The 25,478-nt window shown below is 71.6% G+C and carries 25 protein-coding genes; 9 read left to right on the top strand and 16 right to left on the bottom strand.

From position 1 onward, the window contains the following. Positions 1-4: 4 nt before the first annotated feature. On the bottom strand, positions 5-505 hold the full coding sequence (locus LZG04_RS17810) for a DinB family protein (RefSeq protein ID WP_233818373.1): 501 nt from the start codon (positions 503-505) through the stop codon (positions 5-7). A 116-nt stretch (positions 506-621) separates the two neighbouring features. On the opposite strand from LZG04_RS17810, the gene LZG04_RS17805 reads away from it, so the two are divergent. Beyond that, positions 622-1,674 carry an ATP-dependent DNA ligase gene (locus tag LZG04_RS17805; RefSeq protein ID WP_233818371.1) on the top strand — a complete coding sequence of 351 codons (1,053 nt, stop codon included), beginning with the start codon at positions 622-624 and terminating at the stop codon, positions 1,672-1,674. 37 nt (positions 1,675-1,711) lie between these two features. Further along, positions 1,712-2,671, top strand: a complete 960-nt coding sequence (locus LZG04_RS17800) for a YafY family protein (RefSeq protein WP_233818369.1) — start codon at positions 1,712-1,714, stop codon at positions 2,669-2,671. Here the strand turns inward: LZG04_RS17800 and LZG04_RS17795 are convergent. From LZG04_RS17795 to LZG04_RS17780, 4 genes are all read right to left on the bottom strand, one after another. Next, positions 2,658-3,131, bottom strand: coding sequence for a TspO/MBR family protein (locus tag LZG04_RS17795; protein ID WP_233818367.1), 474 nt, complete (start codon positions 3,129-3,131; stop codon positions 2,658-2,660). The genes LZG04_RS17800 and LZG04_RS17795 overlap by 14 nt on opposite strands. Positions 3,132-3,172: 41 nt before the next feature. Continuing rightward, entirely contained in the window at positions 3,173-3,325 is a 153-nt protein-coding gene (locus tag LZG04_RS17790; protein ID WP_233818366.1) for a hypothetical protein, read from the bottom strand. Positions 3,326-3,355: 30 nt separating this feature from the next. Further along, a complete protein-coding gene (locus LZG04_RS17785) occupies positions 3,356-3,874 on the bottom strand; it encodes a uracil-DNA glycosylase (protein ID WP_233818365.1) in 519 nt (172 codons plus the stop codon). Positions 3,875-4,032: 158 nt separating this feature from the next. Beyond that, positions 4,033-4,785, bottom strand: coding sequence for a DUF427 domain-containing protein (locus tag LZG04_RS17780; protein ID WP_233818364.1), 753 nt, complete (start codon positions 4,783-4,785; stop codon positions 4,033-4,035). 84 nt (positions 4,786-4,869) lie between these two features. On the opposite strand from LZG04_RS17780, the gene LZG04_RS17775 reads away from it, so the two are divergent. Further along, positions 4,870-5,541 (top strand): HAD family hydrolase, encoded by a 672-nt coding sequence (locus LZG04_RS17775; protein ID WP_233818363.1) that lies wholly within the window; start codon positions 4,870-4,872, stop codon positions 5,539-5,541. Here the strand turns inward: LZG04_RS17775 and LZG04_RS17770 are convergent. From LZG04_RS17770 to LZG04_RS17755, 4 genes are all read right to left on the bottom strand, one after another. Next, positions 5,524-5,673, bottom strand: coding sequence for a hypothetical protein (locus LZG04_RS17770; RefSeq protein WP_233818362.1), 150 nt, complete (start codon positions 5,671-5,673; stop codon positions 5,524-5,526). The two genes, LZG04_RS17775 and LZG04_RS17770, sit on opposite strands and share 18 nt — an antisense overlap. Then, the gene (locus LZG04_RS17765) at positions 5,670-5,888 is read right to left on the bottom strand and encodes a hypothetical protein (protein WP_233818361.1); all 219 of its coding nucleotides are present in this window, start codon (positions 5,886-5,888) and stop codon (positions 5,670-5,672) included. The genes LZG04_RS17770 and LZG04_RS17765 overlap by 4 nt, the downstream gene beginning before the upstream one ends. Continuing rightward, positions 5,846-6,133 carry a hypothetical protein gene (locus LZG04_RS17760; protein WP_233818360.1) on the bottom strand — a complete coding sequence of 96 codons (288 nt, stop codon included), beginning with the start codon at positions 6,131-6,133 and terminating at the stop codon, positions 5,846-5,848. The genes LZG04_RS17765 and LZG04_RS17760 overlap by 43 nt, the downstream gene beginning before the upstream one ends. A 128-nt stretch (positions 6,134-6,261) precedes the next feature. Next, positions 6,262-6,825 carry a DUF305 domain-containing protein gene (locus tag LZG04_RS17755; RefSeq protein ID WP_233818359.1) on the bottom strand — a complete coding sequence of 188 codons (564 nt, stop codon included), beginning with the start codon at positions 6,823-6,825 and terminating at the stop codon, positions 6,262-6,264. Positions 6,826-7,007: 182 nt separating this feature from the next. Between LZG04_RS17755 and LZG04_RS17750 the strand changes: the two genes are divergently transcribed. Then, entirely contained in the window at positions 7,008-9,143 is a 2,136-nt protein-coding gene (locus LZG04_RS17750; RefSeq protein WP_233818357.1) for a discoidin domain-containing protein, read from the top strand. A gap of 140 nt (positions 9,144-9,283) precedes the next feature. Here LZG04_RS17750 and LZG04_RS17745 read toward each other — a convergent pair whose 3' ends face one another. From LZG04_RS17745 to LZG04_RS17720, 6 genes are read right to left on the bottom strand one after another with little or no spacing between them, the layout of a single operon-like run. Beyond that, positions 9,284-10,684, bottom strand: coding sequence for a GH1 family beta-glucosidase (locus LZG04_RS17745; RefSeq protein ID WP_233818355.1), 1,401 nt, complete (start codon positions 10,682-10,684; stop codon positions 9,284-9,286). A 41-nt stretch (positions 10,685-10,725) separates the two neighbouring features. Next, positions 10,726-11,766 (bottom strand): ABC transporter ATP-binding protein, encoded by a 1,041-nt coding sequence (locus LZG04_RS17740; protein ID WP_233818353.1) that lies wholly within the window; start codon positions 11,764-11,766, stop codon positions 10,726-10,728. Next, positions 11,763-12,755, bottom strand: coding sequence for an ABC transporter permease (locus LZG04_RS17735; RefSeq protein ID WP_233818351.1), 993 nt, complete (start codon positions 12,753-12,755; stop codon positions 11,763-11,765). Before LZG04_RS17735 ends, LZG04_RS17740 begins: the two co-directional genes overlap by 4 nt. A gap of 3 nt (positions 12,756-12,758) precedes the next feature. Further along, positions 12,759-13,739 (bottom strand): ABC transporter permease, encoded by a 981-nt coding sequence (locus tag LZG04_RS17730; protein ID WP_233818349.1) that lies wholly within the window; start codon positions 13,737-13,739, stop codon positions 12,759-12,761. Next, positions 13,736-14,815, bottom strand: a complete 1,080-nt coding sequence (locus tag LZG04_RS17725) for an ABC transporter ATP-binding protein (protein WP_233818347.1) — start codon at positions 14,813-14,815, stop codon at positions 13,736-13,738. The genes LZG04_RS17730 and LZG04_RS17725 overlap by 4 nt, the downstream gene beginning before the upstream one ends. Beyond that, on the bottom strand, positions 14,812-16,470 hold the full coding sequence (locus tag LZG04_RS17720; RefSeq protein WP_233818345.1) for an ABC transporter substrate-binding protein: 1,659 nt from the start codon (positions 16,468-16,470) through the stop codon (positions 14,812-14,814). The genes LZG04_RS17725 and LZG04_RS17720 overlap by 4 nt, the downstream gene beginning before the upstream one ends. Before the next feature lie 186 nt (positions 16,471-16,656). On the opposite strand from LZG04_RS17720, the gene LZG04_RS17715 reads away from it, so the two are divergent. The 5 genes from LZG04_RS17715 (at position 16,657) to LZG04_RS17695 (ending at position 24,735) form a co-directional block, all read left to right on the top strand. Next, a complete protein-coding gene (locus LZG04_RS17715) occupies positions 16,657-17,883 on the top strand; it encodes an ROK family transcriptional regulator (protein ID WP_233818343.1) in 1,227 nt (408 codons plus the stop codon). Between the two features lie 76 nt (positions 17,884-17,959). Beyond that, positions 17,960-20,332: a glycoside hydrolase family 3 C-terminal domain-containing protein gene (locus tag LZG04_RS17710; protein ID WP_233818341.1), complete on the top strand. Its 2,373-nt coding sequence runs from the start codon at positions 17,960-17,962 to the stop codon at positions 20,330-20,332. 280 nt (positions 20,333-20,612) lie between these two features. Beyond that, complete coding sequence (locus tag LZG04_RS17705; RefSeq protein WP_233818339.1) at positions 20,613-21,656, top strand: LacI family DNA-binding transcriptional regulator; 1,044 nt, start codon at positions 20,613-20,615, stop codon at positions 21,654-21,656. Positions 21,657-21,812: 156 nt separating this feature from the next. Then, positions 21,813-24,014 (top strand): discoidin domain-containing protein, encoded by a 2,202-nt coding sequence (locus LZG04_RS17700; RefSeq protein ID WP_233818337.1) that lies wholly within the window; start codon positions 21,813-21,815, stop codon positions 24,012-24,014. 217 nt (positions 24,015-24,231) lie between these two features. Next, positions 24,232-24,735 (top strand): hypothetical protein, encoded by a 504-nt coding sequence (locus LZG04_RS17695; RefSeq protein WP_233818335.1) that lies wholly within the window; start codon positions 24,232-24,234, stop codon positions 24,733-24,735. Here the strand turns inward: LZG04_RS17695 and LZG04_RS17690 are convergent. Beyond that, complete coding sequence (locus tag LZG04_RS17690; protein ID WP_233818332.1) at positions 24,666-25,397, bottom strand: maleylpyruvate isomerase N-terminal domain-containing protein; 732 nt, start codon at positions 25,395-25,397, stop codon at positions 24,666-24,668. The genes LZG04_RS17695 and LZG04_RS17690 overlap by 70 nt on opposite strands. Between the last annotated feature and the right edge of the window lie 81 nt (positions 25,398-25,478).

The raw sequence follows: 25,478 nt of genomic DNA, 5'->3' as shown, positions 1-25,478 counted from the left end.
GGCCTCAGCCCATCGTCTTCTGGCCGTCGATGGTCTCGCGGAGGATGTCCGCGTGGCCCGCGTGCTGCGCGGTCTCGGCGATGAGGTGCAGCACCACCCGGCGGACCGACCGCGTCCCGCCCGGCTCGAACCAGGGGGCCACGGGCAGCGGGTGGGTGGTGTCGAGGTCCAGGTCCGCGAGCAGCCGCTCGGTCTTCGCGGCCGTCTCCTCGTAGTCGGCCAGCAGCCCTTCGAGGGTCTCGTGCTCCAGCACGCGGAAGCCGTTCACCCAGTCGGCCTCCACGCTCTCCATCAGCTCCGCGCCGCCGACGGCGAAGCGCATCCATGCCTCCTCCACGGTGCGGACGTGCTTGATGAGGCCGCCGAGCGACAGCGCGCTCGCGGTGGGCGTCTGGCGGGCCTGCTCGTCGCTGAGCCCGCGCACGGTGAAGCGGAGGAACCCGCGGTGCGTGGCCAGGGTCGACAGCAGGTCGGCGAGCTCGGCGGAGGTGGTGGTGGCGCTCATGGTGGATGCTGCCTTCCGTTTCGGTGTTGGCACCACGCTACGACCGAATGCGGACAGTTCCCGCCCTCGATTCCGATCCACGGTGAAATTCCCCCGCCGGATCTACGCTCGGCGACGTGGACCTGCCCGTGATGCCGCCCGTGCGGCCGATGCTCGCCAAGGCCGTGCACTCGGTGCCGCGCGAGCCCGGCCTGGTCTACGAGCCGAAGTGGGACGGGTTCCGGTGCGTGGTGTTCCGCGACGGGGCCGAGTTGGAGCTGGGCTCGCGCAACGACCGGCCGTTGACCAGGTACTTCCCCGAGGTGGTCGAGGTGCTGCTGGCCGGGCTGCCGCCGCGGTGCGTGGTGGACGGCGAGATCGTCATCGTCACGCCCGAGGGCCTGAGCTTCGACCTGCTCCAGCTCCGGCTGCACCCGGCCGCCTCGCGGGTGCGCAAGCTCGCGGTCGACACGCCGGCCGGGTTCGTGGCGTTCGACTTGCTCGCGCTGGACGACCGGGACCTGACCGCGACGCCGTTCGGCGAGCGCCGCCGACTGCTGGAGGGCGTGCTGCGGGACGTGCCGGGGCTGTACCTCACGCCCGCGACGGACGACCCGGACCAGGCCGAGGACTGGTTCACCCGGTTCGAGGGCGCGGGGTTCGACGGCGTGGTGGCCAAGCGCACGGACCTGCCGTACGAGCAGGACAAGCGGGTGATGTGGAAGGTCAAGCACGAGCGGACGGCCGACTGCGTGGTGGCCGGGTTCCGGCCGCACAAGGACGGCGAGGGCGTCGGGTCGCTGATGCTCGGGCTGTACGACGACGCGGGGGCGTTGCACCACGTCGGCGTGGCCAGCAGCTTCACCGCCGCCCGTCGCCGCGAGCTGCTGGACGAGCTGGCCCCGTACCGGCGGGACGCGCTGGTCGGCCACCCGTGGGAGGAGTGGGCCGGGATGGACGCGGCCACGCCGGGCGCGCAGAGCCGGTGGAACCCGACCAAGACGCTGTCGTGGGAGCCGGTGCGGCCGGAACTGGTCGCCGAGGTGCGCTACGAGCACCTCCAGGCACGGCGGTTCCGGCACACGAGCCGCCTGGTCCGCTTCCGGCCCGACCGCACGCCCGAGTCGTGCACGTACGCCCAGCTCGAAGAGGTCCCGCCGGCGGAGCTGCGGGAGCTGTTCGGCGAGTAGGACCGGGCCTGTCCACCGATCGGGCATGCTGGTCGGCGTGACCGACACCGCGGGCCGGCTGCTGTCCCTGCTGTCGCTGCTCCAGTCGCCGCGCGAGTGGCCGGGCAGCGAGCTGGCGCGCCGGCTGGGGGTCAGCCCGCGCACGATCCGGCGTGACGTGGACCGGCTGCGCGACCTCGGGTACCCGGTCGAGGCGACGATGGGCGCGGAGGGCGGCTACCGGCTGGTCGCCGGCACGGCCATGCCGCCGTTGCTGCTCGACGACGAGGAGGCCGTGGCGATCGCGGTCGGGTTGCGGACGGCGGCGCGGCAGACCGTGGCGGGCATCGAGGAGGCGTCGGTGCGGGCCATGGCGAAGCTGGAGCAGGTGTTGCCGGCACGGCTGCGGCGGCGGGTGAGCGCGTTGGGCGCGGCGACCGTGCCGGTGGTGCTGGGCGCGGACGGGGTGACGGTGGACCCCGAGCACCTGACCGTGCTGGCGTCGGCCATCGCGAACCGGGAACGGCTGCGGTTCCGGTACTCGGCGGCGGACGGCACGCCCAGCGGGCGGCACGTCGAGCCGCTGCACCTGGTGCCGTCCGGGCGGCGGTGGTACCTGGTGGCGTTCGACCCGGGACGGGACGACTGGCGGTTCTTCCGCGTCGACCGGATGACCGCGTTGTCCCCCACCGGTGCACGGTTCGCGCCGCGCGCGCTGCCCGCGGACGACCCGGCGACGTATTTGAAGGAGCACATGCTCAGCCGGGCTCCGACTTACCCGGTGGTGGCGACGGTCCACCTGCCCGCGCGGGACGTGCGCGCGCGGCTGCCGGGCGCGGCGGTGCAGGAGGTGGACGAGCGGACCTGCCGGGTGAGCGGGCTGGGTGACACGGTGGAGTACTTGGCGTTCCACCTGGTGCAGTTGGGCTGCGAGTTCGAGGTGCACGAGCCGCCCGAGCTGGTCCGGCACCTGCGCGACCTGCACGACCGGATCGGCCGGGCGATCAGTTCAGGCTGACGATGCTCGCGTTCAGCGCGGTCGCGAAGCAGACCCAGGCCAGGTAGGGCACGAGGAGCAGGGCCGCCGGCCGGTGCTCGCGGCCGAACAGCACGATCAGCGCGATGATCGACACCAGCAGCGCGATGATGTCCACCAGGGCGAGCCCGTACCGGCCGGCGGCGAAGAACAACGGCGTCCACGCCGCGTTGAGGACGAGCTGCACGGCGAACAGCACCAGCTCGCGGCGCGCGCCGTACCGCTTCCAGAACAGCCAGCCCGACACCGCGATCATCGCGTACAGCGTCGTCCAGACGGGGCCGAACAGCCAGGACGGCGGGGCCCACGACGGCGTGCGCAGCTGCTCGTACTCGGCCGCGGAGGACACGGCGGACAGGGAGCCGATGACCGCCGTCGCGGCGACGGCGGCCGCGAACACCGCCAGTCCGGCCAGGGGTCGTCGCACCGCGAGGTGAGCCATGCGTCGAGCCTAGGAACGCCGGCAGCCGCCCGCACGACGGATCAGGCGGCGGCGAGCAGCTCCCGGCCGTGCCCGGTCAGCCGGGCGGGCCCCGACCGCGAGGCGATCAGGCCCGCCCGCGCCAACGTCGTCCCGACGAACTGGTCGCCGCGACCGATGCCGTCGACCAGCAGCGTGCCCGCCCGGACCGACACGGCCGGACCGGCGGATCCCGGTGGACTGGCTCACTCGACCGCCTTGGCGGCCTCCCGGCAGGCTTCCACGAGCTGCGGCCACCGGTTGGCCCGGTCGCGGTTGATGTGCAGCGGCGAGGGGTGGGGTGCGTTGAACACCTTCAGCTTGTGGCCGCGGCCGGACAGCGTCCAGCCGGTTCCCGCGGGCCTGCCCAGCACCACGACCGCCTTCAGCTCGGTCAGCATCCGCAGCAACTCCACCAGGTACGGCACGGCGGCACGCAGGTCCGCGGGCGAGGGCTCGCGGTTGTTCAGGTGCCACGGCACCACGTTCCAGCTCAGGCTCACCCGCCGCGACAGGCCCGCCTCGGCCATCGCGGCGAACACGTTGGCGGCGGTCGGGTCGTCGTTGTCCGGCGAGTTGAAGCCCGAGCCCGACGACGCGGGTCCGGGCGACTCGAGCAGCAGCAGGACCTTCGACTTCACGCCGCCGCTCGCCGGGTCGAACAGCGGCACGTCGGCCTTGCGCTCGGTGGCGATGCGCTGGGCGAACTCCGTCAGCTTCGCCATGTGGGGCGCTTTGAGCAGAGCCATCTTCCGAGCGACGACCACGGGGTTCCGGTGTGCCCTCGGGGTGGAGGGGAAGACGTCCATGGTTGGCTAGCGTTCCCGTCTTGATCAGGCACTACCATCCGCCGTCCGGGCGGCGCCCCGGCGAGCACGCACTGCTAGCCCAGGTGGGTGCGCGGCCGTTCCTCCAGAACGCCGTCGACGTAAGTGTCGACCTTCTCGTTGTAGAACGCGACCAGACCCGCCACGCGCGCGCTTTCCGGCAGCGGCGTGCGGTAGCCCCACACGACGTTCTCGTGCACCTCGTCGCCGAGCACCACCGACCAGTACTCGGCGGTGCCCTTGTACGGGCAGCTCGTGCGCAGTTCGGTGGGCCGAAGCAGGTCCAGCCGCACGTCGGTCATCGGCAGGTAGTAGCGGGCGGGCAGGCCGGTCTCGAACAGGATCACCGGCCGGTGCGAGTTCGCCACCTCGACGCCGCCGACCTCGACCCGGACGTGCCTGCTGCTGGGCAGCGCGTCGATTCGGGTGTACGGGTCGCGCGGGTGCACGTAGACCGGCTCGTCCTCCTCGAACCACTCGTCCATCGCGTCCCAGTCCAGCCGGACCAGTTCGCGCAGCGCCTCCAGCGGCGAGTCCGGGTAGCGCAGGCCCGCGCCCGCCGCGGTGGCCGTGCCGGTCTTGACGTCGAACAGCTCACCGTTGCCCCGACTGGGTGACCGTCGCACCTCGCCCGTCGGCACGAGGGTCGCCCGCACGTCCTCCGCCGGGAAGTAGTACGTGGGGTAGTACGGCTTCTCCCACACCAGCGCCGGTCGCGTGGTGTCCACGACCAGCTCGCCCGCCAGGTAGGCCCGGACCCGCTTGGTCCCGGTCTCCACCCGCACCCGTCCGCGCTCCGCAGCACTCATGGCTCCGACGCTACGCGCGCGCCCGACGGGTCGGGGGCCACCGCGTTTCTCCGGTGTTGCCCAACGGCTCACTATGCTCGGCTGATGGTGGAAGTGATCGACAACGGGTCGGCGCCCCGGCTGGTCGTCTTCGACCTCGACGGCACGCTCTACCCCCGCGAGCTGTACACCGGGCCGATCCTCGACGTCATCGGCTCGATGTTCGTGCAGCTGCGGGGCGAGACGCCCGAGCACGCCGCGCGCAGGGTGGCCGAGCTGCGCGAGCGGATGCGGACGGACTGGTCGCGCACGTCGACCACCTCGTTCGTGCTCGCCCACGGTTTCGCCGCGGACGAGTGGCGCGAGTACCGCGAGGCGCGCCTGTCGATCGTCGACGGCGTCCGCCCGGACGACTCGGTGGTGCGGGAGCTGGCGCGGCTGCGCGACCTGGTGCCGATCGCGTTGCTCACCAACAACACCGCCGGCGCGGCCGCGGCGATCCTCGACCGGATCGGGGTCGGCGTCGCGGGCTTCACCGGTGTGGTGAGCGCGGACGACGTCGGCGGCAGGCCGAAGCCCGACCCCGGCGCGTTCCGCGTGCTGCTGGAACGGTTCGGCGTGGACGCCCGCCACGTGTGGGGTGTCGGCGACCGCTACGACATCGACATCCGGCCGCTGCGGGAGCTGGGCGGCGGTGGCATCACCGTCGAGGGGCCCGCCGACCTGCCGGAGGCCGTCGACCACCTGGTCGCCCGCGTCTCACCGGTCCGGCCGTAGCCCGCCGGGACCGGTCCGGGGCTCGGCGACGATCGACCCGTCCGGAGGGATCCGGAAACCCCGGACCTCCACCGCGGCGTCGAGGCTCGTGACCTTCGCGCCGAGGAACCACCAGGCTTCGCTGCGGCTCACGCCGGCGAACAGCACATCGCCCTCGAAGTCACGTCGGTGCAGCGGGCCGTGCCACGGAAGTCGACGTCGGCGAACCGCGCCCCGGTGAACCGGGCCGTGCCCGCGAGCGTGGCCGACTGGCACGCCCGGGGACAGGCACCGGCGGCGTTGAAGTCGACCAGGGTCGCGCCGGTCAGGTCGAGGGTGACGGCCCAGGACTCGGGATTGGCGGGCATGCCGCGGCGATCGGGCGCGGGTCGCGCAGGTGGGTGGTGAGGATCCTGCCCGCGGCTCGGCGTGACCCGCCGCTCTCCGCGTCCCGCGTGGTGACCACGGCGACCGCTTCCTCGTGCCACTGGCGGCGCATGGCCAGGAACAGCGCGATGCTGCCGCCACCACTCAGCCTCACCGTGAACCCGGTCTTGATGGCGTCCACCCGCCGCCCCGGGTCGGAGCCCGCTTCCCGCGGCAACGGTCGCACCGCGGGCCGCTCCCCCGGGTTCGCACGCCCGCCCACCACCCGGGACCACCCTTTGCAACCGGCCGCTGCCTGCCTCTCGCCATCCTCCCCGCACTCGTTGCCCCACCGGCCCGGTACACGTCTTGCCCCTACGGCGACACCGCCCCCAACCGCGCGATCTGCGCGGCGCGCGTGGTCGCGATCGACGCCGCCAGGTCACGCGTCTCCTGGTCCGCGCCGCTGTCCCGCTCGCCGCGCGCCAGCGACGCCGACTGGTCCAGGTGCTCGCGCAGCTTCCCGGGCAGGCCGGACGGGTCCAGGCGCAGTCCCGCCAGGTCGGCCTCCGACAGCAGGCCGGGCATCTGGTGGCCGGCGTGCGGGTTGTCCTCGGGCAACCCGGCCCGTTCGCGCAACCGCTTGAGCCGGACCAACTCCTGCTCGTGCGACCGCTCCAGCTCGGCGGCGAGCGGCGCGAGCTCGGGCGGAGCCAGGGCCAGCGCGGGCAAGAGCTGTTCGTTCATCGGGATCATCAGCTGGATCCACGCGGTGTCGGTGGCGTTGAACGACGACGACGGGGCCGGGTCCGGTGCGGGCGCACAGGCGGCCACGACCAGCAGGAGCAGTACGCCGACTTGTCGTGCGGCGTCTCGCAGTCGGCCCGCTCGTGCTCCAGGGATGCGCCGGCCGTGCTTGGCGCGGGGTTTTCGGGACACCGTTGTCCTCCTGCCGACGTGGAACGTGGCTGGGAGAGCGCTCTCCCGACTGAGGTTGCCCGCTGGGCCACCACGGTGTCAAGAGGACGTTCGTTGACACGGCCGTGGTCGTTCGCGACACTCGAGCCGGGTTGAGAGAGCGCTCTCCCGCACCTCGACCCGACAATCCGGCAGGAGACGCCATGCACCGCCTCCGATCCGCCAGCACCGCGCTGGCCCCGCTCCTGGGGCTCGCCCTGTTCCTCGGCCTCGCCGTCGTCCCGGGCACCGCGAACGCCGCGCCCGTGCTGCTGTCCCAGGGCAAGCCCGCCACGGCGTCCTCGATTGAAGGCGCGGGCACACCCGCGTCCGCGGCCGTGGACGGCGACCCGGGCACGCGGTGGGCCAGCGCGTGGAGCGACCCGCAGTGGCTGCGGGTTGACCTCGGCACCACCTCGACCCTCAGCCGCGTCGAGCTCGACTGGGAAGCCGCCTACGCCACCTCGTTCCAGCTCCAGGTCTCCCCCGACGGCACCGCCTGGACCACCGTCCACACCACGACGGCCGGCACTGGCGGCAGGCAGGGCTTCGACGTCACGGGCTCCGGCCGGTACGTCCGCGTCCACGGCACCCAACGCGCCAACGGTTACGGCTACTCGCTGTGGGAGTTCCGCGTCTACGGCACCCGGGGCGGCACTCCCCAGCCCGGCACGGGCGTGCGCGTCACCGGCTCCCAGGGCGACTGGAAGCTGATGGTCGACGGTCAGCCGTGGACGGTGAAGGGCCTCACCTGGGGACCGCCGGCCGCCGACGCGGCCCGGTACATGCCGGAGCTGAAGTCCATGGGCGTCAACACCCTGCGCACCTGGGGCACCGACGCCTCGACCCGGCCCCTGCTGGACGCCGCCGCGGCCAACGGCATCAAGGTGATGAACGGCTTCTGGTTGCAGCCCGGTGGCGGGCCCGGCTCCGGCGGCTGCGTCAACTACGTCACCGACACCACGTACAAGACCGACATGCTGAACACGATCCGGCAGTGGGTCACCACCTACAAGGACCACCCCGGCGTGCTCATGTGGAACGTCGGCAACGAGTCCATCCTGGGCCTGCAGAACTGCTACTCGGGCACGGAGCTGGAGAACCAGCGGATCGCGTACGCCAAGTACGTCAACGAGGCCGCGCGGGCGATCCACGCCATCGACGCCAACCACCCGGTGACCAACACCGACGCGTGGACCGGCGCCTGGGTCTACCTCAAGGCGCACGCGCCCGACCTCGACCTCTACTCGGTGAACTCCTACGGCAACGTCTGCCAGGTCCGGCAGGACTGGGTCAACGGCGGCTACACCAAGCCGTACCTGCTGACCGAGGCCGGCCCGGCGGGTGAGTGGGAGGTGCCCAACGACGTCAACGGCGTGCCGAGCGAGCCGACGGACGTGCAGAAGCGGGACGGCTACACGCGGGCGTGGAACTGCATCACCGGGCACACGGGTGTCTCGTTCGGCGGCACGTTGTTCCACTACGGCACGGAGTACGACTTCGGCGCGGTGTGGTTCAACCTGACCCCGGCGGGCAAGAAGCGGCTGTCGTTCTACGCGGTGCAGCGGGCGTTCGGCGGCGCGACGCCGGCCAACACCCCGCCGGTGATCACCGCGATGTCCCTGCCCACCACCGTCGCGGCCGGCGCGCGGCTGGACGTCGACGTGGCCGTGAGCGACCCCAACGGCGACCCGATCACCTGGTCGGCGGCGTTCAACAGCAAGTACGTCGACAACAGCGGCGGGCTCGCGTTCACGCCCGTGCGGGTCGACGGCACCCGGTTGACCGTGACCGCGCCCGACCGGCTCGGCGTGTGGAAGGTGTACGTGATGGCCGAGGACGGCCGCGGCAACATCGGCATCGAGACGAAGTCGGTGCGGGTCGTCGCGCCGCAGCCGGCAGGCGTGAACGTGGCCCTCGGCAAGCCCGTCACGGCCTCGTCCTACCAGCAGGTGGGCGACGGCGCGCCGTTCCCGCCGTCGAACGCGGTGGACGGCAACGCGGGCTCCCGCTGGGCCACCGACTGGTCCGACCCGCAGTGGTTGCGGGTCGACCTGGGCGCGGTGACCACGTTCCAGCACGTGCAACTGGTGTGGGAGGGCGCGTACGGCCGGGCGTACGAGATCCAGGTGTCCGACGACGGCACGAACTGGCGGTCGGTGCACGCCACCACGACGGGCAACGGCGGGGTCGACTCGATCGACGTCACGGCCACCGGCCGGTACGTGCGCCTGCACGCCACTCAGCGCGGCACCGGGTGGGGTTACTCGCTCTACGAGTTCGGCGTCTACCGGCGCTGACGGGGAAAGCCGGAGGGCCGGGGGGATGCGCTCCCCCCGGCCCTCCGGTCGTCGCGCCGCCGGGTGCGGCCACTCCGGCGACGACGCGCGGGTGAGGGGCGTGCCGCGGAACCCCGCCGGCACGCCCCTCGTCCGTCCGGTCAGCTGCCGCGAACGCGGCGGATCGTGTCCCGGTACCACAACGCGCTGCTCTTCAAGGTCCGCACCTGCGTGTCGTAGTCGACGTGCACCAGGCCGAACCGCTTGTCGTAGCCGTAGGACCACTCGAAGTTGTCCATCAGCGACCACGCGAAGTAGCCACGCACGTCCGCGCCCGCCGAACGGGCCTTGGCCACGGCCGCGATGTGCGACTCCAGGTACGCGGTGCGGTCGTCGTCGCGCACGAACCCGGTCTCGTCGGCCTCGTCCTCGAACGCCGCGCCGTTCTCCGTGATGACCATCGGCACGCCCGGGTACTCCTCGCCGATCTGCACCAGCAGGTTGGTGAAGCCCTCGGGCACGATCTCCCAGTCCATCGCGGTCACCGGGCGGCCGTAGCGGACCTCCCGGCACACCGGCACGCCGTCGGCGTCCTCGGTGTTGCCCGCCTCGTCCACGCCGGAGAACTTCGAGCTGGAGTAGTAGTTCACGCCCAGCACGTCGATGGGCTGCTTGATGATCTCCAGGTCACCCGGCTCCACGGGGATCTCCACCCCGCGCGCGGCCAGGTCGTCAACCACGTCGGCCGGGTAGTGGCCGCGCACCAGCGGGTCGAGGTAGATGCGGCGGGACAAGCCGTCCGCCCGGCGGGCCGCGTCGCGGTCGGCCGGGCTGTCGGTGGCCGGGCTCGCGTGGCTCATGTTCAGCGTGATGCCGAACTCCATCGGCCGGGTGGCCACCGCGCGCATCCGCTGCGTGGCCAGGCCGTGGCCGAGCAGCAGGTGGTGCACGGCGTGGATGGCCGCCCCGAAGTCCTGCCTGCCAGGGGCTTGGCGGCCCTCGTAGTAGCCGAGCATCGCCGAGCACCACGGCTCGTTCAGCGTGGTCCAGTGGCGCACCCGGTCCGACAGCGCGTCGAAGACGAGCATCGAGTAGTCGGCGAACCGGTGGGCGGTGTCGCGGGCCGGCCAGCCGCCCGCGTCCTCCAGCTCCTGCGGCAGGTCCCAGTGGTAGAGCGTGACCCAGGGGGTGATGCCCTTGCCGAGCAACTCGTCCACCAGGCGGTCGTAGAACGCCAGGCCGGCCGCGTTGGCCGGGCCCTTGCCGCCCGGCTGCACGCGCGGCCACGCCACGGAGAACCGGTAGGTGTCCACGCCGAGCGAGCCGATCAGCGCGACGTCCTCCGGCATCCGGTGGTAGTGGTCGCACGCGACGTCACCGTTGTCGCCGTTGTGCACCATGCCGGGCGTCCGGCAGTAGGTGTCCCAGATGGACGGTCCGCGACCGTCCTCGTCGTGCGCCCCCTCGATCTGGTACGCGGAGGTCGCCACGCCCCAGCGGAACGAGGCGGGCAGGGTGTCGATCGCGGGGTCGAGCCCGACGGTCGGCGCCGTGGTGTCCATTGATCTCCTCTGGAGTTCGGATCCCGTTGTCGTGTACGGGATCAGAGCCCGTCGTGGTGAACGGGGTGCAGCCAACAGGCCACGGTGCGGTCGGTGGGGCTGCGTCGACCCACTGCGACGTGCGCGGTGTCCCTCTTCTCGGCGGGGTTGCCGAGCACCGGCACCTCCGCACCGCAGCGCTCCAGGGCGCGCGGGCACCGCGGGTGGAACGAGCACCCCGCGGGCATGGCGCGCAGGTCCGGCGGTGAGCCGGGGATGCCGGTCAGCTCGCGCTTCGGCCCGCGCAGCGCGGGGAACGAGTTGAGCAGACCGTGGCTGTAGGGGTGCAGCGGGTCGCGGTAGAGGTCGGCGGAGTCCGCCTGCTCCACGATGCGCCCGCCGTACATGATCGCGATCCGGTCGGAGAACTCGACCAGCAGCGACAGGTCGTGGGTGATGAACACGACCGAGAACCCGAGCCGCTCGCGCAGTTCGACGAGCTGGCGCAGGATCTGCCGCTGCACCACCACGTCCAGCGCGGTGGTCGGCTCGTCCATGATGACGACCTTGGGCTCCAGGGCCAGCGCCATGCCGATCATCACGCGCTGCCGCATCCCGCCGGAGAGCTGGTGCGGGTAGCTGTCCAGCCGGTCGGCGGAGATGCCGACCAGGCGCAGCAGCTCGCGGGCGCGGGCCAGGCGCGCCGCGCTCGACCCGCGCGGGTCGTGCGCCTTGATCACGTCGGTGAGCTGGGTGGAGATCCGGTGCACCGGGTTGAGCGAGTTCATCGCGCCCTGGAACACGATCGCGGTCTCGGCCCAGCGGAACCTCCGCAGCTCCGGGAGGGTCATCCGCAGCACGTCGACCGGGTCGCCGCCGTCGGGGTGGTAGAGCACCTCACCGCCCGCGATCACGCCCGGCGGCGGCAGGAGCCTGGTCAGCCCGTAGGCCAGCGTCGACTTGCCGCTGCCGCTCTCGCCCGCGAGGCCGAGGACTTCGCCCCGGTGCAGGGTGAGGTCCACGTCGCGGACGGCGTGCACGGCGTCGTCGCCCAGGCCGTAGTCCACGTTGAGGCCGCGGACCTCCAGCACCGCGTCGGTCACGGCGTCTCCCTTCCCTCGGGCCGGGTCTTGTGCGCGAGCACCGGCGTGAAACCGACCCGCATCCGCACCGTGTGGCCGTCGGCGGTCTTGACGTTCGTCTTGCCCCCGCCGCGCAGCCGCGGGCTGACGAACTCGTCGATGCCGAAGTTCACCAGCGACAGCGCGGTGCCCAGCAGGGCGATGGCCAGGCCCGCGGGCACGAACCACCACCACGCGCCCTGCGCGAGGGCCTGCTGGCTCTGCGCCCAGTACAGGACCGTGCCCCAGTTCCAGTCGCCGCCCGCGCCGATGCCGATGAACGCCAGCGTGATCTCCAGCGTCACCGCGAAGATGACCGTGCCGACGAAGCCGGAGGCGATGACCGCGGTGAGGTTGGGCAGGATCTCGAACAGGATGATCCGCCACGTCTTCTCGCCGGTCGCCCGCGCGGCCTCCACGTAGTCGCGCCCGCGCAGCGACAGCGTTTGCGCCCGCAGCACCCGCGCGCCCCAGGCCCACGACGTGAAGCCGATGACCAGCGCGATGGTGAGGGTGCCGGTCTCCGGCAGGGTCGACGTGATGATGATCATCAGCGGCAGCGCGGGGAGCACCAGGAACACGTTGGACAGCGCCGACAGCACCTCGCTGCCCGCGCCCGCCAGGTAGCCGGACGTGACGCCGACCAGGATCGACAGGACCGTCGCCACCAGGCCCGCGACGAACCCGACGACCATGACGCTGCGGGTGCCGACCACGACCTGGCTGAAGATGTCCTGGCCGAGGTGGGTGGTGCCGAACCAGTGCGCGGCCGACGGGCCCTGGAGCAGGTCGTTGCCGCGCCCGGAGGGGTCGTAGGGCGCGATCCACGGCCCGATGATCGCGAGCAGGGCGAAGAAGCCCAGGATCACCAGGCCGGTGGTCGCCTTGGGGTTGGCCACGAACCGCAGCCTGCGGCGCTTCACCGGCGCGGCGACCGGGGTGGCCGTCCCGGTGGTGGGAACCACGGTCACGGCTCAGCCCTCCCGTCGGGTGCGCGGGTCGAGCGCGAGGTAGGCCACGTCGGCGAGGAAGTTCGCCAGCAGCACGGACAGCGTGATGATCAGGAAGATGCCCTGCATGAGCGGGTAGTCCTTGGCTCCGACGGCCTGGAACAGCTGGAGGCCCAGGCCGGGGTAGGAGAACACGATCTCGACCAGCAGCGTGCCACCGACGATGAAGCCCAGCGACAGCGCGAACCCGGAGACGTTGGGCAGCAACGCGTTGCGCGCCGCGTAGGACACCATCACGCGCCGGTCGGACAGGCCCTTGGCGTGCGCGACGGTCACGTAGTCCTCGGAGGCCACCGTGACCATCATGTTGCGCATCGACAGGATCCAGCCCGCCATGGACGAGATCAGGATGGTGAACGCGGGCAGCAGGCCGTGCCGCAGCACGCTGCCGACGAACTCCAGGTCCGGGTTGGGCACCAGGCCGTTGTCGTAGGCGCCGGAGGCCGGGAAGAAGCTGTCCGGGCCGGTCAGCAGCGCGATGGCGATCAGGCCGAGCCAGAAGTACGGGATGGACGACACGAACGTGGTCACCGGGATCAGCGCGTCGGCCCACGAGCCGCGCCGCCAGCCGATGCCCGTGCCCAGCGCCGTGCCGATGAGGAAGCCCAGCACGGTGGTGATCCCGACCAGGCCCAGCGTCCACGGCAGGCCGTCGCCGAGCACCTGCGACACCGGCGACGGGAAGTACGTGAACGACAGGCCGAGGTCGCCGCGCAGCAGCTGGCCCAGGTAGGTGAAGTACTGCTCGACCAGGCTCGCGTCCTTGTCCAGCCCGAACAGCACGTAGAGCGACTGCACGGCGTCGCTGGTCATCTGGCCGCGCGACCGGGTGATCAGCGCCTGCACCGGGTCGCCGGGGATGACCCGCGGGATGAAGAAGTTGATCGTGATCGCGGCCCACGCGGTGAACAGGTAGAACGCGATCCGCTTGAGGAGGTAGCTCATCGCACCTCCACGCCGCGGAGCTGGACCTTGTCGTCGTCGGACAGGTCGTCGCCGTAGAGCCAGCACGCGGCGAAGTGGCCGGGACCGTCGCCGATGGCGAAGCGCGGCGGCACCTTCTCCGCGCAGACCTTCATCGCGTGCGGGCACCGGGGGTTGAACCGGCAGCCCTCGGGCGGGTCGATCAGCGACGGCGGCTCGCCCGTGCCGCCGTCCTTCTCCTGCACGGCGGGCCGGTCCGGGTCGGGCGCGGAGTCGATCAGCAGCTGCGTGTACGGGTGCGCGGGCCGTTGGGTGACGGTCTCGCTGTCGCCGCCCTCGACCACGCGCCCGGCGTACATCACGAACGTCTCGTCGGCGAAGTAGCGGGCCGACGCGATGTCGTGCGTGATGTAGAGGATCGCCAGGTGCAGGCGCTCCTTGAGGTCGCGCAGCAGGTTGAGCACGCCGAGCCGGATCGAGACGTCCAGCATGGACACCGGCTCGTCGGCCAGCAGCGCCTCGGGGTCCGCGCCGAGGGCGCGCGCGATCGCCACGCGCTGGCGCTGGCCGCCGGACAGCTCGTGCGGGAACTTGTCCACGTACCGCTCCGGCGGGGTGAGCTGCACCCTGGTGAGCAGGGCGGCGAGCGCGTCCTCCAGCTCCTGCGGCGTCCGGCCCGCGTTGCCGTGGATCTTCAACGCGCGGGTCAGGTGGTAGCGCACGGTGTGCACGGGGTTCAGCGAGGCGAACGGGTCCTGGAAGATCATCTGGACCCGCTTGCTGTACGCCCGGAAGCGCTTGCCGCCCTTGACGTCGACCGGTTCGCCGTGCAGCCGGATCTCCCCCGACGTTCGAGGGTAGAGCTGCGCCAGCAACCGGGCCACCGTCGACTTGCCCGAACCGGACTCGCCGACCAGCGCGGTGACCCGGCCGCGGTGCAACCGCAGCGTCACGTCCTCGACCGCGCGCACCGAGCGCGTGGTCCGCGACAGCAGCTCTCGCCCGCGCTCGCGGACCGGGAAGTACTTGGTCAGGCCATCGGCCTCCAGGACCACCTCAGTGGTCCCGGAGGCCGACGGTGCGGTGCTCGTCGTCATGCGGCCGGCTTCAGGTGCAGGACGACGTCGAGCGCGTTCTCCAGCGTGGGCTGCAGCGGCGCGTACTGGTTGGACTGGTCGGGCCAGCCCACCCAGTTCTTGGTGCTGTACTGGCCGCCCGCGTTGGCCGCGGAGGTGATGGCGACCGGCATGTCCCGCACGAAGATCTGCTGGAGCTTGTGCAGGGCCGCGTTGCGGGCGGTGTCGTCGGCGGCGTTGGCGTACTCGTTGAGCAGCGTCGTCGCCTCGGGGTTCTCGTAACGGCCGTAGTTGCCGTTGATGCCACCCTCGCCGATCGGCTTGAACAGCGCGCCGTTCATGATGTTCTCGTAGATGTCGTACGGCGTCGGACCGTTGTTGGTCCAGTGCAGCGCGGCCTGGAAGTCACCGGTGTCCAGCGCCTTGCTCCACGCGTCGGCGTTGGGCAGGTCGACCGTGGCCTCGATGCCGATCTTGGACACGTTGTCCTTGATGATCTCCAGGTTCGTCACGTAGTCCGACCAGCCGGACGGCACGGTCATCTTCAGCGTGACGAGCTGACCCGACGGGTCCTTGAGCTTGTCGCCGTCGAAGGTGAAGCCGGCCGAGGTCAGCTCCTTCTTCGCGGCCTCGACGTCGACGGTGACGATCTTGCCCTGGAACTCGGGCGCGATGTAGGAGTCACCGGCGGGCGTCGGGATGCCGGTGATGTTGTCGACCTTCGGGTAGAAGTACCCCGCCTCGCCCTGCATGAAGATGTCGTCGCGGTTGATCACCATGTTGACCGCGCGGCGCAGGGCCGGGTTGTCCCACGGCGCGACCTTGGTGTTGAACCACAGGCCGTGGATGCCGAGCACCGGCGGGAAGTAGAGCTTGTAGTGCTCGGGGTCCTTGGAGGTGTAGACGGCCTCGTAGTTCGGGATGAACACGAAGCTCCACTCGGCCGCGCCGGTCGCCAGGGCGGTGGTCTGCGCGTTGTTGTCGCTGTAGGAGGTGTAGCGGACCTCCTTGACCTTCGGCAGCTCCTGCCAGTACGAGTCGCGCACGGTCAGCGTCACGGTCTGCGGCGTGAACGACTTGAGCGTGTACGGACCGCTGCCGACGGGGGTCTTGACCGCGTCCGTGCTCGGGTTGGCGATCGTGGACCAGATGTGCTTGGGCACGATCAGCTGCTCGAGGATCTTCTTCTGGTTGACGAACTGCGACTTGGGGAAGCCGACGTCGACCTTGTCGCCCGACGACGAGATCACGTCGTAGGGCACGGAGTCGACGTTCAGGCCCGGGTTCTTCTTCAGCAGCTCGAAGGTGAACGCCACGTCCTCGGCGGTCAGCGGCTTGCCGTCGGACCACGTCGCCCCGTCGCGGATGGTCAGGCTCAACTTGTGGTAGTTGTCCGACCACTCCCACTCCGTGGCCAGCCACGGCTTGGGCTTCTCCGCCGGCTTGGTCTCGTTGACCATGGCCAGCGGCTCGAAGATCAGCCGCCGGTAGCCCAGCGAGCTGGCCGCCGACGTGTTGAGGAACGGGTTGTTGTTCTCGGTCTGCGGGCCATTCGGCATGCCCACGTTCAGCACGCCTTCGTTCGTGCTGTTCGCACCGGGGTTCGAGGTGGAACAGGCGGCCGAGAACAGCAGTGCTGCCGCGACGGCGAGAGCGGACGTTCGCCTGAGTCGCATGGGTTCTCCTTGTCGGGCGGGGGAAGGGCGAGCGCTCGTGTGGTGCGGGCCGCGGGTGCCATCGCGGCTGGGACGCTGGGCGCGTCCTCGTGTCGGTGCAGACTCAACCCCGGTGAGCCAAGTCACGTCAATCACGAACAGGTTACAAACTTAGGCTAATTTTAAGTCGCAAACTAAGGTCGGGGCGTGGCACCGAAGCGCACCACCGTCCGCGACCTGCGTCGGCAGAACCGCTCGACCCTGCTGTCCACGCTGTTCTTCGACGGGCCGTTGAGCAGGTACGAGCTGTCCCGGCGGTCCGGGCTGTCGGCGGCGACGGTGTCCAACGTGACCGGCGAGCTGGTCGACGACGGGCTCGTGGTCGAGGCCGGTTCGGTGGACTCCGACGGCGGCCGGCCGCGCGTGCTGCTGCGCGTCAACCCCGCGTTCGGGCACGTGGTCGGGGTGGACGTGGGCGAGACGGGGATCAAGGTCGAGCTGTTCGACCTGTCGTTGACCCAGCTGGCCGCGTTCGACCGCCCGTTGTCACCGTCCTCGCCCACCGCCGTGGCCTCGTTGATCGCGGCGGCGGTCCGGGACGTGGTCGACTCGGCGGGCGTACCGGCGTCGACCGTGCTCGGCGTCGGCATCGGCGTGCCCGGGACCGTGGAGCAGGGCACGACCGCGGTCGTGCACGCGCCGACCATCGGGTGGGACGGCGTGCGGCTGGAGGAGCTGGTCGCCTCGGCGTCGGAGTCCGCGTGGCCGCTGTACGTGGAGAACGGGGCCAAGACGCAGGGCCAGGCGGAGATGTGGTTCGGCGCGGGCCGGGGCGCGCGGCACGTGGTGATAGCCCTCATCGGCTCCGGTGTCGGCGCGGCCGTGGTGACCGACGGCGGGGTCTACCGCGGTGCCACCAGCTCGGCGGGCGAGTGGGGGCACACGACCATCGTGTACGGCGGCAGGCCGTGCCGGTGCGGTGCTCTGGGGTGCCTGGAGGCTTACGTGGGCGCGGAGGGCATCCTCGACCGGTACCGCAAGGCACGTGGGCGCGAACTGGCCGCGGGCGACGAGCAGTCGACCGTGGCCGCGTTGATCGACTCCGCGTCCCGCTCCAAGACCGCCGCCCGCGTCTTGGAGGAGACCGCGGGCTACCTGGGCGCGGGCATCGCGAACCTGGTCAACCTGTTCAACCCGGAGCGGATCGTGCTGGGCGGCTGGGCCGGCCTGGCCCTCGGGTCGCACCAGCTGGACCGGATCGTGGCCGCCACCCGCGCCCACGCGCTGCGGCACCCGTACGAGCAGATCTCGATCGAGCTGGGCCGCCTGGGCCCGGACGCCGTCGCCGTCGGCGCCGCCACCCTCCCGGTCGCCGCCCTCCTCGACCGCGCCGCCGACCCGCGCAAACCCGCACCCCGCGTCGACATCGCCTGACCGCCTTGACAGATCCGGCGGCCGAGCCCGACGCTGACGGGAGAGCGCTCTCCAAGACAAGGGGCCCGGTGTGGACGTGAGGCGCAAGGTTCGGCTGCTGACCGGTGCCACGGGCTGGCGGACGCACGACGAACCCGACGTGGGGCTGCGGTCGATCGTGGTGTCCGACGGCCCGATCGGGGTGCGCGGCCAGGGCTGGGACGAGCGCAGCACGTCACTGGCCCTGCCCTCCCCCACCGCGCTGGCCGCCACCTGGGACGTCGACCTCGTGCGACGGCTCGGCGTCCTGCTGGCGGCCGAGGCGCGCCGCAAGGGCGTGGACGTCCTGCTCGCGCCCACGCTCAACCTGCACCGGACGCCGTTCGGCGGTCGGCACTTCGAGTGCTTCTCCGAAGACCCCGTGCTGACCGCGGGCATCGGCGCGGCCTACATCACCGGCGTGCAGAGCGGTGGTGTCGCGGCCACGGCCAAGCACTACGTGGCCAACGACTCCGAGACCGAGCGCATGACGTTGAACGCCGAGGTGGACGAACGCACCCTCCACGAGGTCTACCTGGTGCCGTTCGAGGCCGCCGTCCGCGCCGGCGTGTGGGTGGTGATGTCGGCGTACAACGGGGTCAACGGCGTCACCATGTCGGAGAGCCCGCTGTTGGACGAACCGCTGAAGGGCACGTGGGGCTTCGACGGCCTGGTCGTCTCCGACTGGGGCGCGGTCCGCTCCACCGCGCCGTCCGCGCGGGCCGCCCAGGACCTCGCCATGCCCGGCCCGCGGAGCCCGTGGAACGACCTGGCCGCCGCCGTCGAGAACGGCGAGGTGCCCGAGAGCGCGCTGGACCTCAAGCTCGAACGACTGCTCCGCCTGGCCTCCCGGGTCGGCGCGCTCAACGGCTCCACACCCGTGACACCGCAGGTCGAAGCCCCGCACGACCTGCTGCGCGAAGCCGTGGCCGCGAGCACCGTCCTGCTGCGCAACGACGGCGTCCTCCCCCTGTCACCCGACGTGAAGGTCGCCGTCCTCGGCCCCAACGCCGCCACCACCCGCATCCAGGGCGGCGGCAGCGCGGGCGTCTACCCCGAGTCGGTCGTGTCGTTCGTCGAGGGCATCGCCGAGGTCGCCTCCGTCGTGCACGCGCCCGGCGTCCGCCTCCAGGACCGCCCCGCTCCCCTGACCACCGCCAACTGCCGCCACCCGCACCACGGCGAACCGGGCCTCCTGGTCCGCCTCCTCGACGTCGACGGCGCGGAGCTGACCACCGACCACCGCCTCCTCGGCCGCGTCCTGGAAGTCCCCCTGGTCGACCGCGCGCACACCGTGGAGCTGCACGGCGAGCTCACCGTCGACGTGACCGGCGACTGGACGATCTCCGTGGCCGGGTTCGGCCGCCTCACCCTCGACGTCGCGGGCGTCCGCCTGATCGACACCGACGTCCCGCTCGACACCGACGACCCGGCCGTCATCCACCTGACCCCGCCGCACCGACAGGCCACCGCCCACCTCGAAGCCGGCACCACCGTCGACCTCGTCGCCCGCCGCGAACTGCGTGAACACACCGGCACGGCCACCGTCCTCGCCGCCGACCCGCCACGCCTGAGCGACGCCGACGAACTGTCCCGCGCCATCGACCTGGCCCGCTCCAGCGACGTCGCCGTGGTCGTCGTGGGCACCACCGACGAGATCGAGAGCGAGGGCTTCGACCGGACGTCACTGGCCCTGCCGGGACGCCAGGACGACCTGGTGCGCGCCATCCGCGCGGTGAACGACCGGACCGTGGTCGTGGTCAACTCCGGCGGCCCGGTGGAACTGCCGTGGCGCGACGAGGTGTCCGCCGTCCTGCTGACCTGGTTCCCGGGCCAGGAAGCGGGCCACGGCCTGGCCGACGTCCTCTTCGGCGTGCGCGAACCGGGCGGCCGCCTCCCCACCACCTGGCCCGCCACCGGACAAGACGTCCCCGTCTCGACCGTCCAACCACACCACGGCACCCTCCACTACTCCGAGGGCCTCCACCTGGGCTACCGCGCGTGGCACCGTTCCGCGACCCCACCGGCCTACTGGTTCGGCCACGGCCTGGGCTACACGACGTGGTCCTACGAAGACGCCACCACCACCGAATCGGGCATCCGCGTCCGCCTCCGCAACACGGGCAACCGCCCCGGCCGCGAAGTGGTGCAGGTCTACGTGTCCCGCCAATCCACCACCATCGACCGCCCATCCCGCTGGCTGGCCACCTGGACCACCACCACCGCCAACCCGGGCCAAACGACCGACGTCGACCTCACCATCCCCACCCGCGCCTTCCAACACTGGACCCCAACGGGCTGGACCACCGAACCGGGCCCCTTCACCCTCCTCATCGGCCCCTCCTCCTCCAACACCCCCCTAACAATCCAAACCACCCCCACCCCAACACCCACAACGGACCCGGAACCAGCCCACCGAGGCCCGATTTGACATGGGTTCGGGTGCTTTAGGCTGGTCGAAGCCGGCAGGCCTGGCGGGACGCTCTTCCCCGCCGGGCCTGCCGGCTTTGGCCTGCCTGGAGTGCCCGTAAGGGCCCCATGTCAAATCGAGCCGGAAGCAAGCACAGCCAACCGCCCCCGGCCTACACCCCCCGGACCCGCACCCACCGCACCTGAGCGTTCAACTCGAGGGTCCCGAACGTAGGACACACGCGTTCTGAACGTAGGACACGCGTGGGAGAGCGCTCTCCGGGCCGTGGCAGAATGAGGGGATGAGCAGACCGCCGACCGCACCGCCGACGTTGGAAGACGTGGCGCGGGTCGCCGGCGTGTCCCGCGCCACCGTCTCCCGCGTCATCAACGGCACCCGCAACGTCGACCGCAAGATCCAGGAAGTCGTCCGCGCCGCCATCGCCAAGACCGGCTACGCGCCCAACCGCGCCGCCCGCTCCCTCGTCACCAAGCGGTCGGGCACGGTCGCGCTCGTCGTCTCCGGCGCGGGCGACCCGGGCGAGGAGGACACGTTCGCCGCACGCGTCTTCTCCGACCCCTTCTTCGGCCGGGTCGCGAGCGGTGTCCTGGGCTTCCTGCGCACGCGCGGCGTGCACCCGGTCCTGATGGTCGCCGACACCGAACCGGCCCGCGAGGACGTCCTCTCCTTCCTCCGCCAGGGCAGCGCGGACGGCGCGCTGCTCGTCTCCACCCACGCCGAGGACCCGCTCCCGGCCCGCCTCGTCCAAGCCGAACTGCCCGCCGTGCTGTTCGCGCGCCCCGCCCGCCCCGTCCCGATCAGCTACGTCGACCTCGACCACCAGGCCGGCGCGAAGCTGGCCGCCGACCACCTCGTCCACCGCGGCCGCAAGCACGTCGTGACGATCACCGGCCCGCTGGACGTGCCCGCCTCGCAGGACCGGCTGACGGGCTTCCGCGACGCCATGGCGCGCCACGGTTTCCCGTACGTCCCGATCGCCGAGGGCGGCTTCACCTCGGCCAGCGGCGAGGTCGCGATGGAACGCCTGCTGGCCGAGCACCCGGACCTCGACGGCGTGTTCGCCGCGAACGACCTGATGGCGCAAGGCGCGCTGCTGGTGCTGCAAAAGCACGGCCGCCGGATCCCGGACGACGTGGCGCTGGTGGGTTTCGACGACAGCAGCCCGGCGCTCTCGTGCCGCCCGCGCCTGACCACGGTGCGGCAACCGGTCGAGGACATGGCGGCCGGGATGTCCCGGTTGTTGCTGGACCACGTCGAAGAACCGGGACTGCGCCCGAAATCCGTGATCTTCGAACCTTCCCTGGTCGTGCGCGACTCCTCGTGACCCCTGCACCCCCTGTCCGCACCCGCCGCCTGAACCGTCGTTGACGTCTTCGCAACATCGGCGTTACGCTCCGAGAGAGCGCTCTCTCAGCGCCTCCGGTGCCACGGAGGCACGGCTCCGGGCCTTCTCACGCCCCTTACCTCGTCAGGTAGGACCATGAGCTCTCCCCGTTCCCTGTCACGGGTCCTGACCGCCGCGCTGGCACTCGGCCTCGCCGCGGTGCTCAGCCCCGTGATCACCCAGTCCGCGCAGGCCGCCGAGTGCGGCACGACCAACGCCGCGCTCAACCGCCCGGCGACCGCGTCGTCCGTCGAGAACGGCGGCACCCCTGCCGCCGCCGCGGTCGACGGCAACACCGGCACGCGCTGGTCCAGCGCGTTCGCCGACCCCCAGTGGCTCCAGGTCGACCTCGGCTCCACGCAGCAGGTGTGCCGCGTGACGCTGACCTGGGAAGCCGCGTACGGCCGGGCGTTCCAGGTGCAGTTGTCCGACAACGCGTCCACTTGGAACACCGTCTACTCCACCACCACCGGCACCGGCGGCACGCAGTCCTTGACCGTCACGGGCACCGGCCGTTACCTGCGGGTCTACGGCACGGCACGCGCCACCGGCTACGGCTACTCACTGTGGGAGCTGGCAGTCAACACCGAGACCTCGGGCGGCCCGGTCGTACCGCCGACCGACCCGCGCAACCCCGACTTCGGCCCGAACGTGCTCGTCTACGGCCCGGGTTACGACCGCGCCGCGATGCAGTCGCGACTGGACCAGATCTCCACCCAGATGAAGACCAACCAGTTCGGCCCGGAGCGGTACGCGATCCTGTACAAGCCGGGCGTGTACGACGCCGACGTCAACCTCCGCTTCTACACCCAGGTCGCCGGCCTGGGCCTGCGGCCGGACGACGTGCGGCTCAACGGCCACGTGCGCGTCGAAGCCGACTGGTTGCAGCAGGGCGACAACCCGAACAACCTCGGCAACGCCACGCAGAACTTCTGGCGCCAGGCCGAGAACCTGTTCGTCAACCTGCCCGCGGGCCAGATCGAGCGGTGGGCGGTGTCGCAGGCCGCGTCCTACCGGCGCATGCACCTGTCCGGCCAGGTCCAGCTGTGGAACGGCGGCGACGGCTGGGCGTCCGGCGGCCTCATCGTGGACAGCAAGATCGACGGCGTCACGGTGTCCGGCTCGCAGCAGCAGTTCCTGACCCGCAACAGCAACCTCGCGGGCGGCTGGAACGGCTCGGTGTGGAACATGGTGTTCGTCGGCTCGCCGGGCTCACCCGCGCAGCACTTCCCCAACCCCTCTCACACCACCGTCGACACCACGCCGGTCGTGCGCGAGAAGCCGTTCCTGTACTTCGAGAACGGCGAGTACAAGGTGTTCGTCCCGGCGCTGCGCACCAACTCGCGCGGCACGAGCTGGGAAGCGGGCACGCCCGCCGGCCAGTCGATCTCGCTGGCGGACTTCTTCATCGTCAAGCCGGGCACCCCGGTGGCGACGACCAACGCCGCGCTGGCGCAGGGCAAGCACCTGCTCCTGACGCCGGGCGTGCACCGGCTCAGCGACACGATCAACGTGACGCGGCCGAACACCGTCGTGCTGGGCCTCGGCCTGGCGACGCTGTCCCCCGACACGGGCAGGGCCGCGCTGGCGGTGTCCGATGTGGACGGTGTGAAGCTGGCCGGGTTCCTGGTCGACGCCGGCGTGCAGAACTCCCCGGTGCTGCTCCAGGTCGGCCCGACCGGCTCGGCGGCCTCGCACGCGGCGAACCCGACCTCGCTGCACGACGTGTACCTGCGCGTGGGCGGTTCGCAGGCGGGCAAGGCCACGGTCTCGTTGGAGATCAACAGCGATGACGTGATCGTGGACCACACGTGGGTGTGGCGCGCCGACCACGGCGCGGGCGTAGGCTGGACGGTCAACACCGGCCGCAACGGCGTGGTCGTCAACGGCGACAACGTGACCGCGTACGGGTTGTTCGTCGAGCACTACCAGCAGTACAACGTGCTGTGGAACGGCAACGGCGGCCGCACGTACTTCTTCCAGAACGAGCTGCCGTACGACCCGCCGAACCAGGCGTCGTGGATGAACGGCTCGCAGCCGGGCTGGGCGGGGTACAACGTGGCCGACCACGTCACCACGCACGAGGGCTGGGGCATGGGCGTGTACTCGTTCAACCAGGCCGACCCGAGCATCCACACGGCCAACGGCTTCGAGGTGCCCAACCGGTCGGGCGTGCGGCTGCACGACCTCGTCACCGTGTCGCTCGGCGGTGTCGGCACGATCGACAACGTGGTGAACGGCATCGGCGGCGCGGCGAACATGGCCACGCAGCAGCGTTACGTCGTCAACTACCCGTGACGAACATCGCGTGACGACCGCCCCGCCGAGGCTCGCGTCCTCGGCGGGGCGGTCGTGCGTCAGCCGGCGACCCCGTGGCGGTCGGTCACCGGCTCAGCCGCGGCCACCACCTGCGCGGGTGCACCGGGTCATCCCACCGTGGGAAACCCTCACCCGGCACGTCTCGACTCGCGGGAGCGGGCGACCCCGGCGGAAACGCACGGAAGGGGTCCGCCTGATGCGCAAGCTCGATCGAGGGACCGTGATCGGCGCGGTGGCCGTCGCGCTGCTGTCCGTCCTGACCGCGCCCGCCGGCGCCGCCGACCAGGTCGAGGTGGGCCAGTTCTACAACTTCGGCCGGTCCAAGTGCGCCACGCCGGAGAAGGCGGCGGCCGGCAACTACACGCCCGACATGAAGACCTGCCTGACCGGTTCCGCCGCGGCACCCCAGGTCCACGACGTCTTCCGACCGGAGAACAAGTACTACCTGATCAAGAGTCGCGCGTACGACGTGTGCATCGGTGCCAAGAACTTCCACGACAACCTCTACACCATCATCTACATCGAGTGCACGGACAGGAACGCCCGCTTCACCCGCATCCCCGCCCTGGGCGGCTGGCGGTACGCGCTCGCCGACGGCGGTGCGAAGGGCGAGTACCTCTACGGGACCGACTACGCGGTGCACTCCGACAAGACCTCCGAGGGCAACGACCGGGTCTGGCGGGTCCGGCCGCTCGGCTGACCCGCCGACCTGGGCACGGAGTTCGTCGGCAGGCGGACGGTGCGCAGGAAGGCGGGCAGCAGCCACGGCCGCCGCCCGCTGACGCGCGGCTTCCCCGTCAGCGCCGCGCGCACCCGGCCCACCCGGCCGAACAGGACCAGGTTGAGCACGGCCGGGTCGAACGCCAGGCGCACGTCGACCGGGCCGCCGGGGTCCTCGGCCCAGGCCCGGCCCCGGTGCAGGACGATCGTCACCGGGGTGGTGTGGCGGGAGCGGAACGCCACGGCGGTGCGGCGGTCGTCGGGCGGTCGGCCGTCGAGCACGCCGCCGATGCCGCGGGCGACGTCCCTGCCGTGCACGAGCAGTTCGTTGACCAGGTGCGCGAGCACGCCCGCGACCGGCACCCGGGACGCGCCCAGCCACGGCACGGTCCGCTCGGGGTCGGTCCCGTCGGTCACCTCCAGCACCGAGTCGACCATCGACCGCAGCACGGCCGCCAGCACGACCGGGTCGCGCTGGGTGAAGCGACGCAGGGCCAGGTCGTTCAGCTCGACGACGGTCTCCACCGTGACGGTGGGGATGCGCGCGGCCGGCGCCGGGTCGGCCACCTCGCCGCCGTCGGGCGCGAGCAGGGTGGTGCAGATCGAGGCGATGGCCACGACGTGCGCCGTCGTGTCGGCCACCGTCCAGTCGGGGGTCGCGAGCGCGCCCGGCGGACCGGACGAGGTCCGCGAACCGCCCGGTCGCGTCGGCCGGCACGTCCC

Origin of the sequence: Saccharothrix sp. S26 (assembly GCF_021390395.1) — a bacterium.
In the GTDB taxonomy this organism is placed as follows: Bacteria; Actinomycetota; Actinomycetes; order Mycobacteriales; family Pseudonocardiaceae; genus Actinosynnema.
The sequence above is the reverse complement of the archived record's forward strand: the minus strand, read 5'-3'. Positions and strand labels throughout refer to the sequence as shown.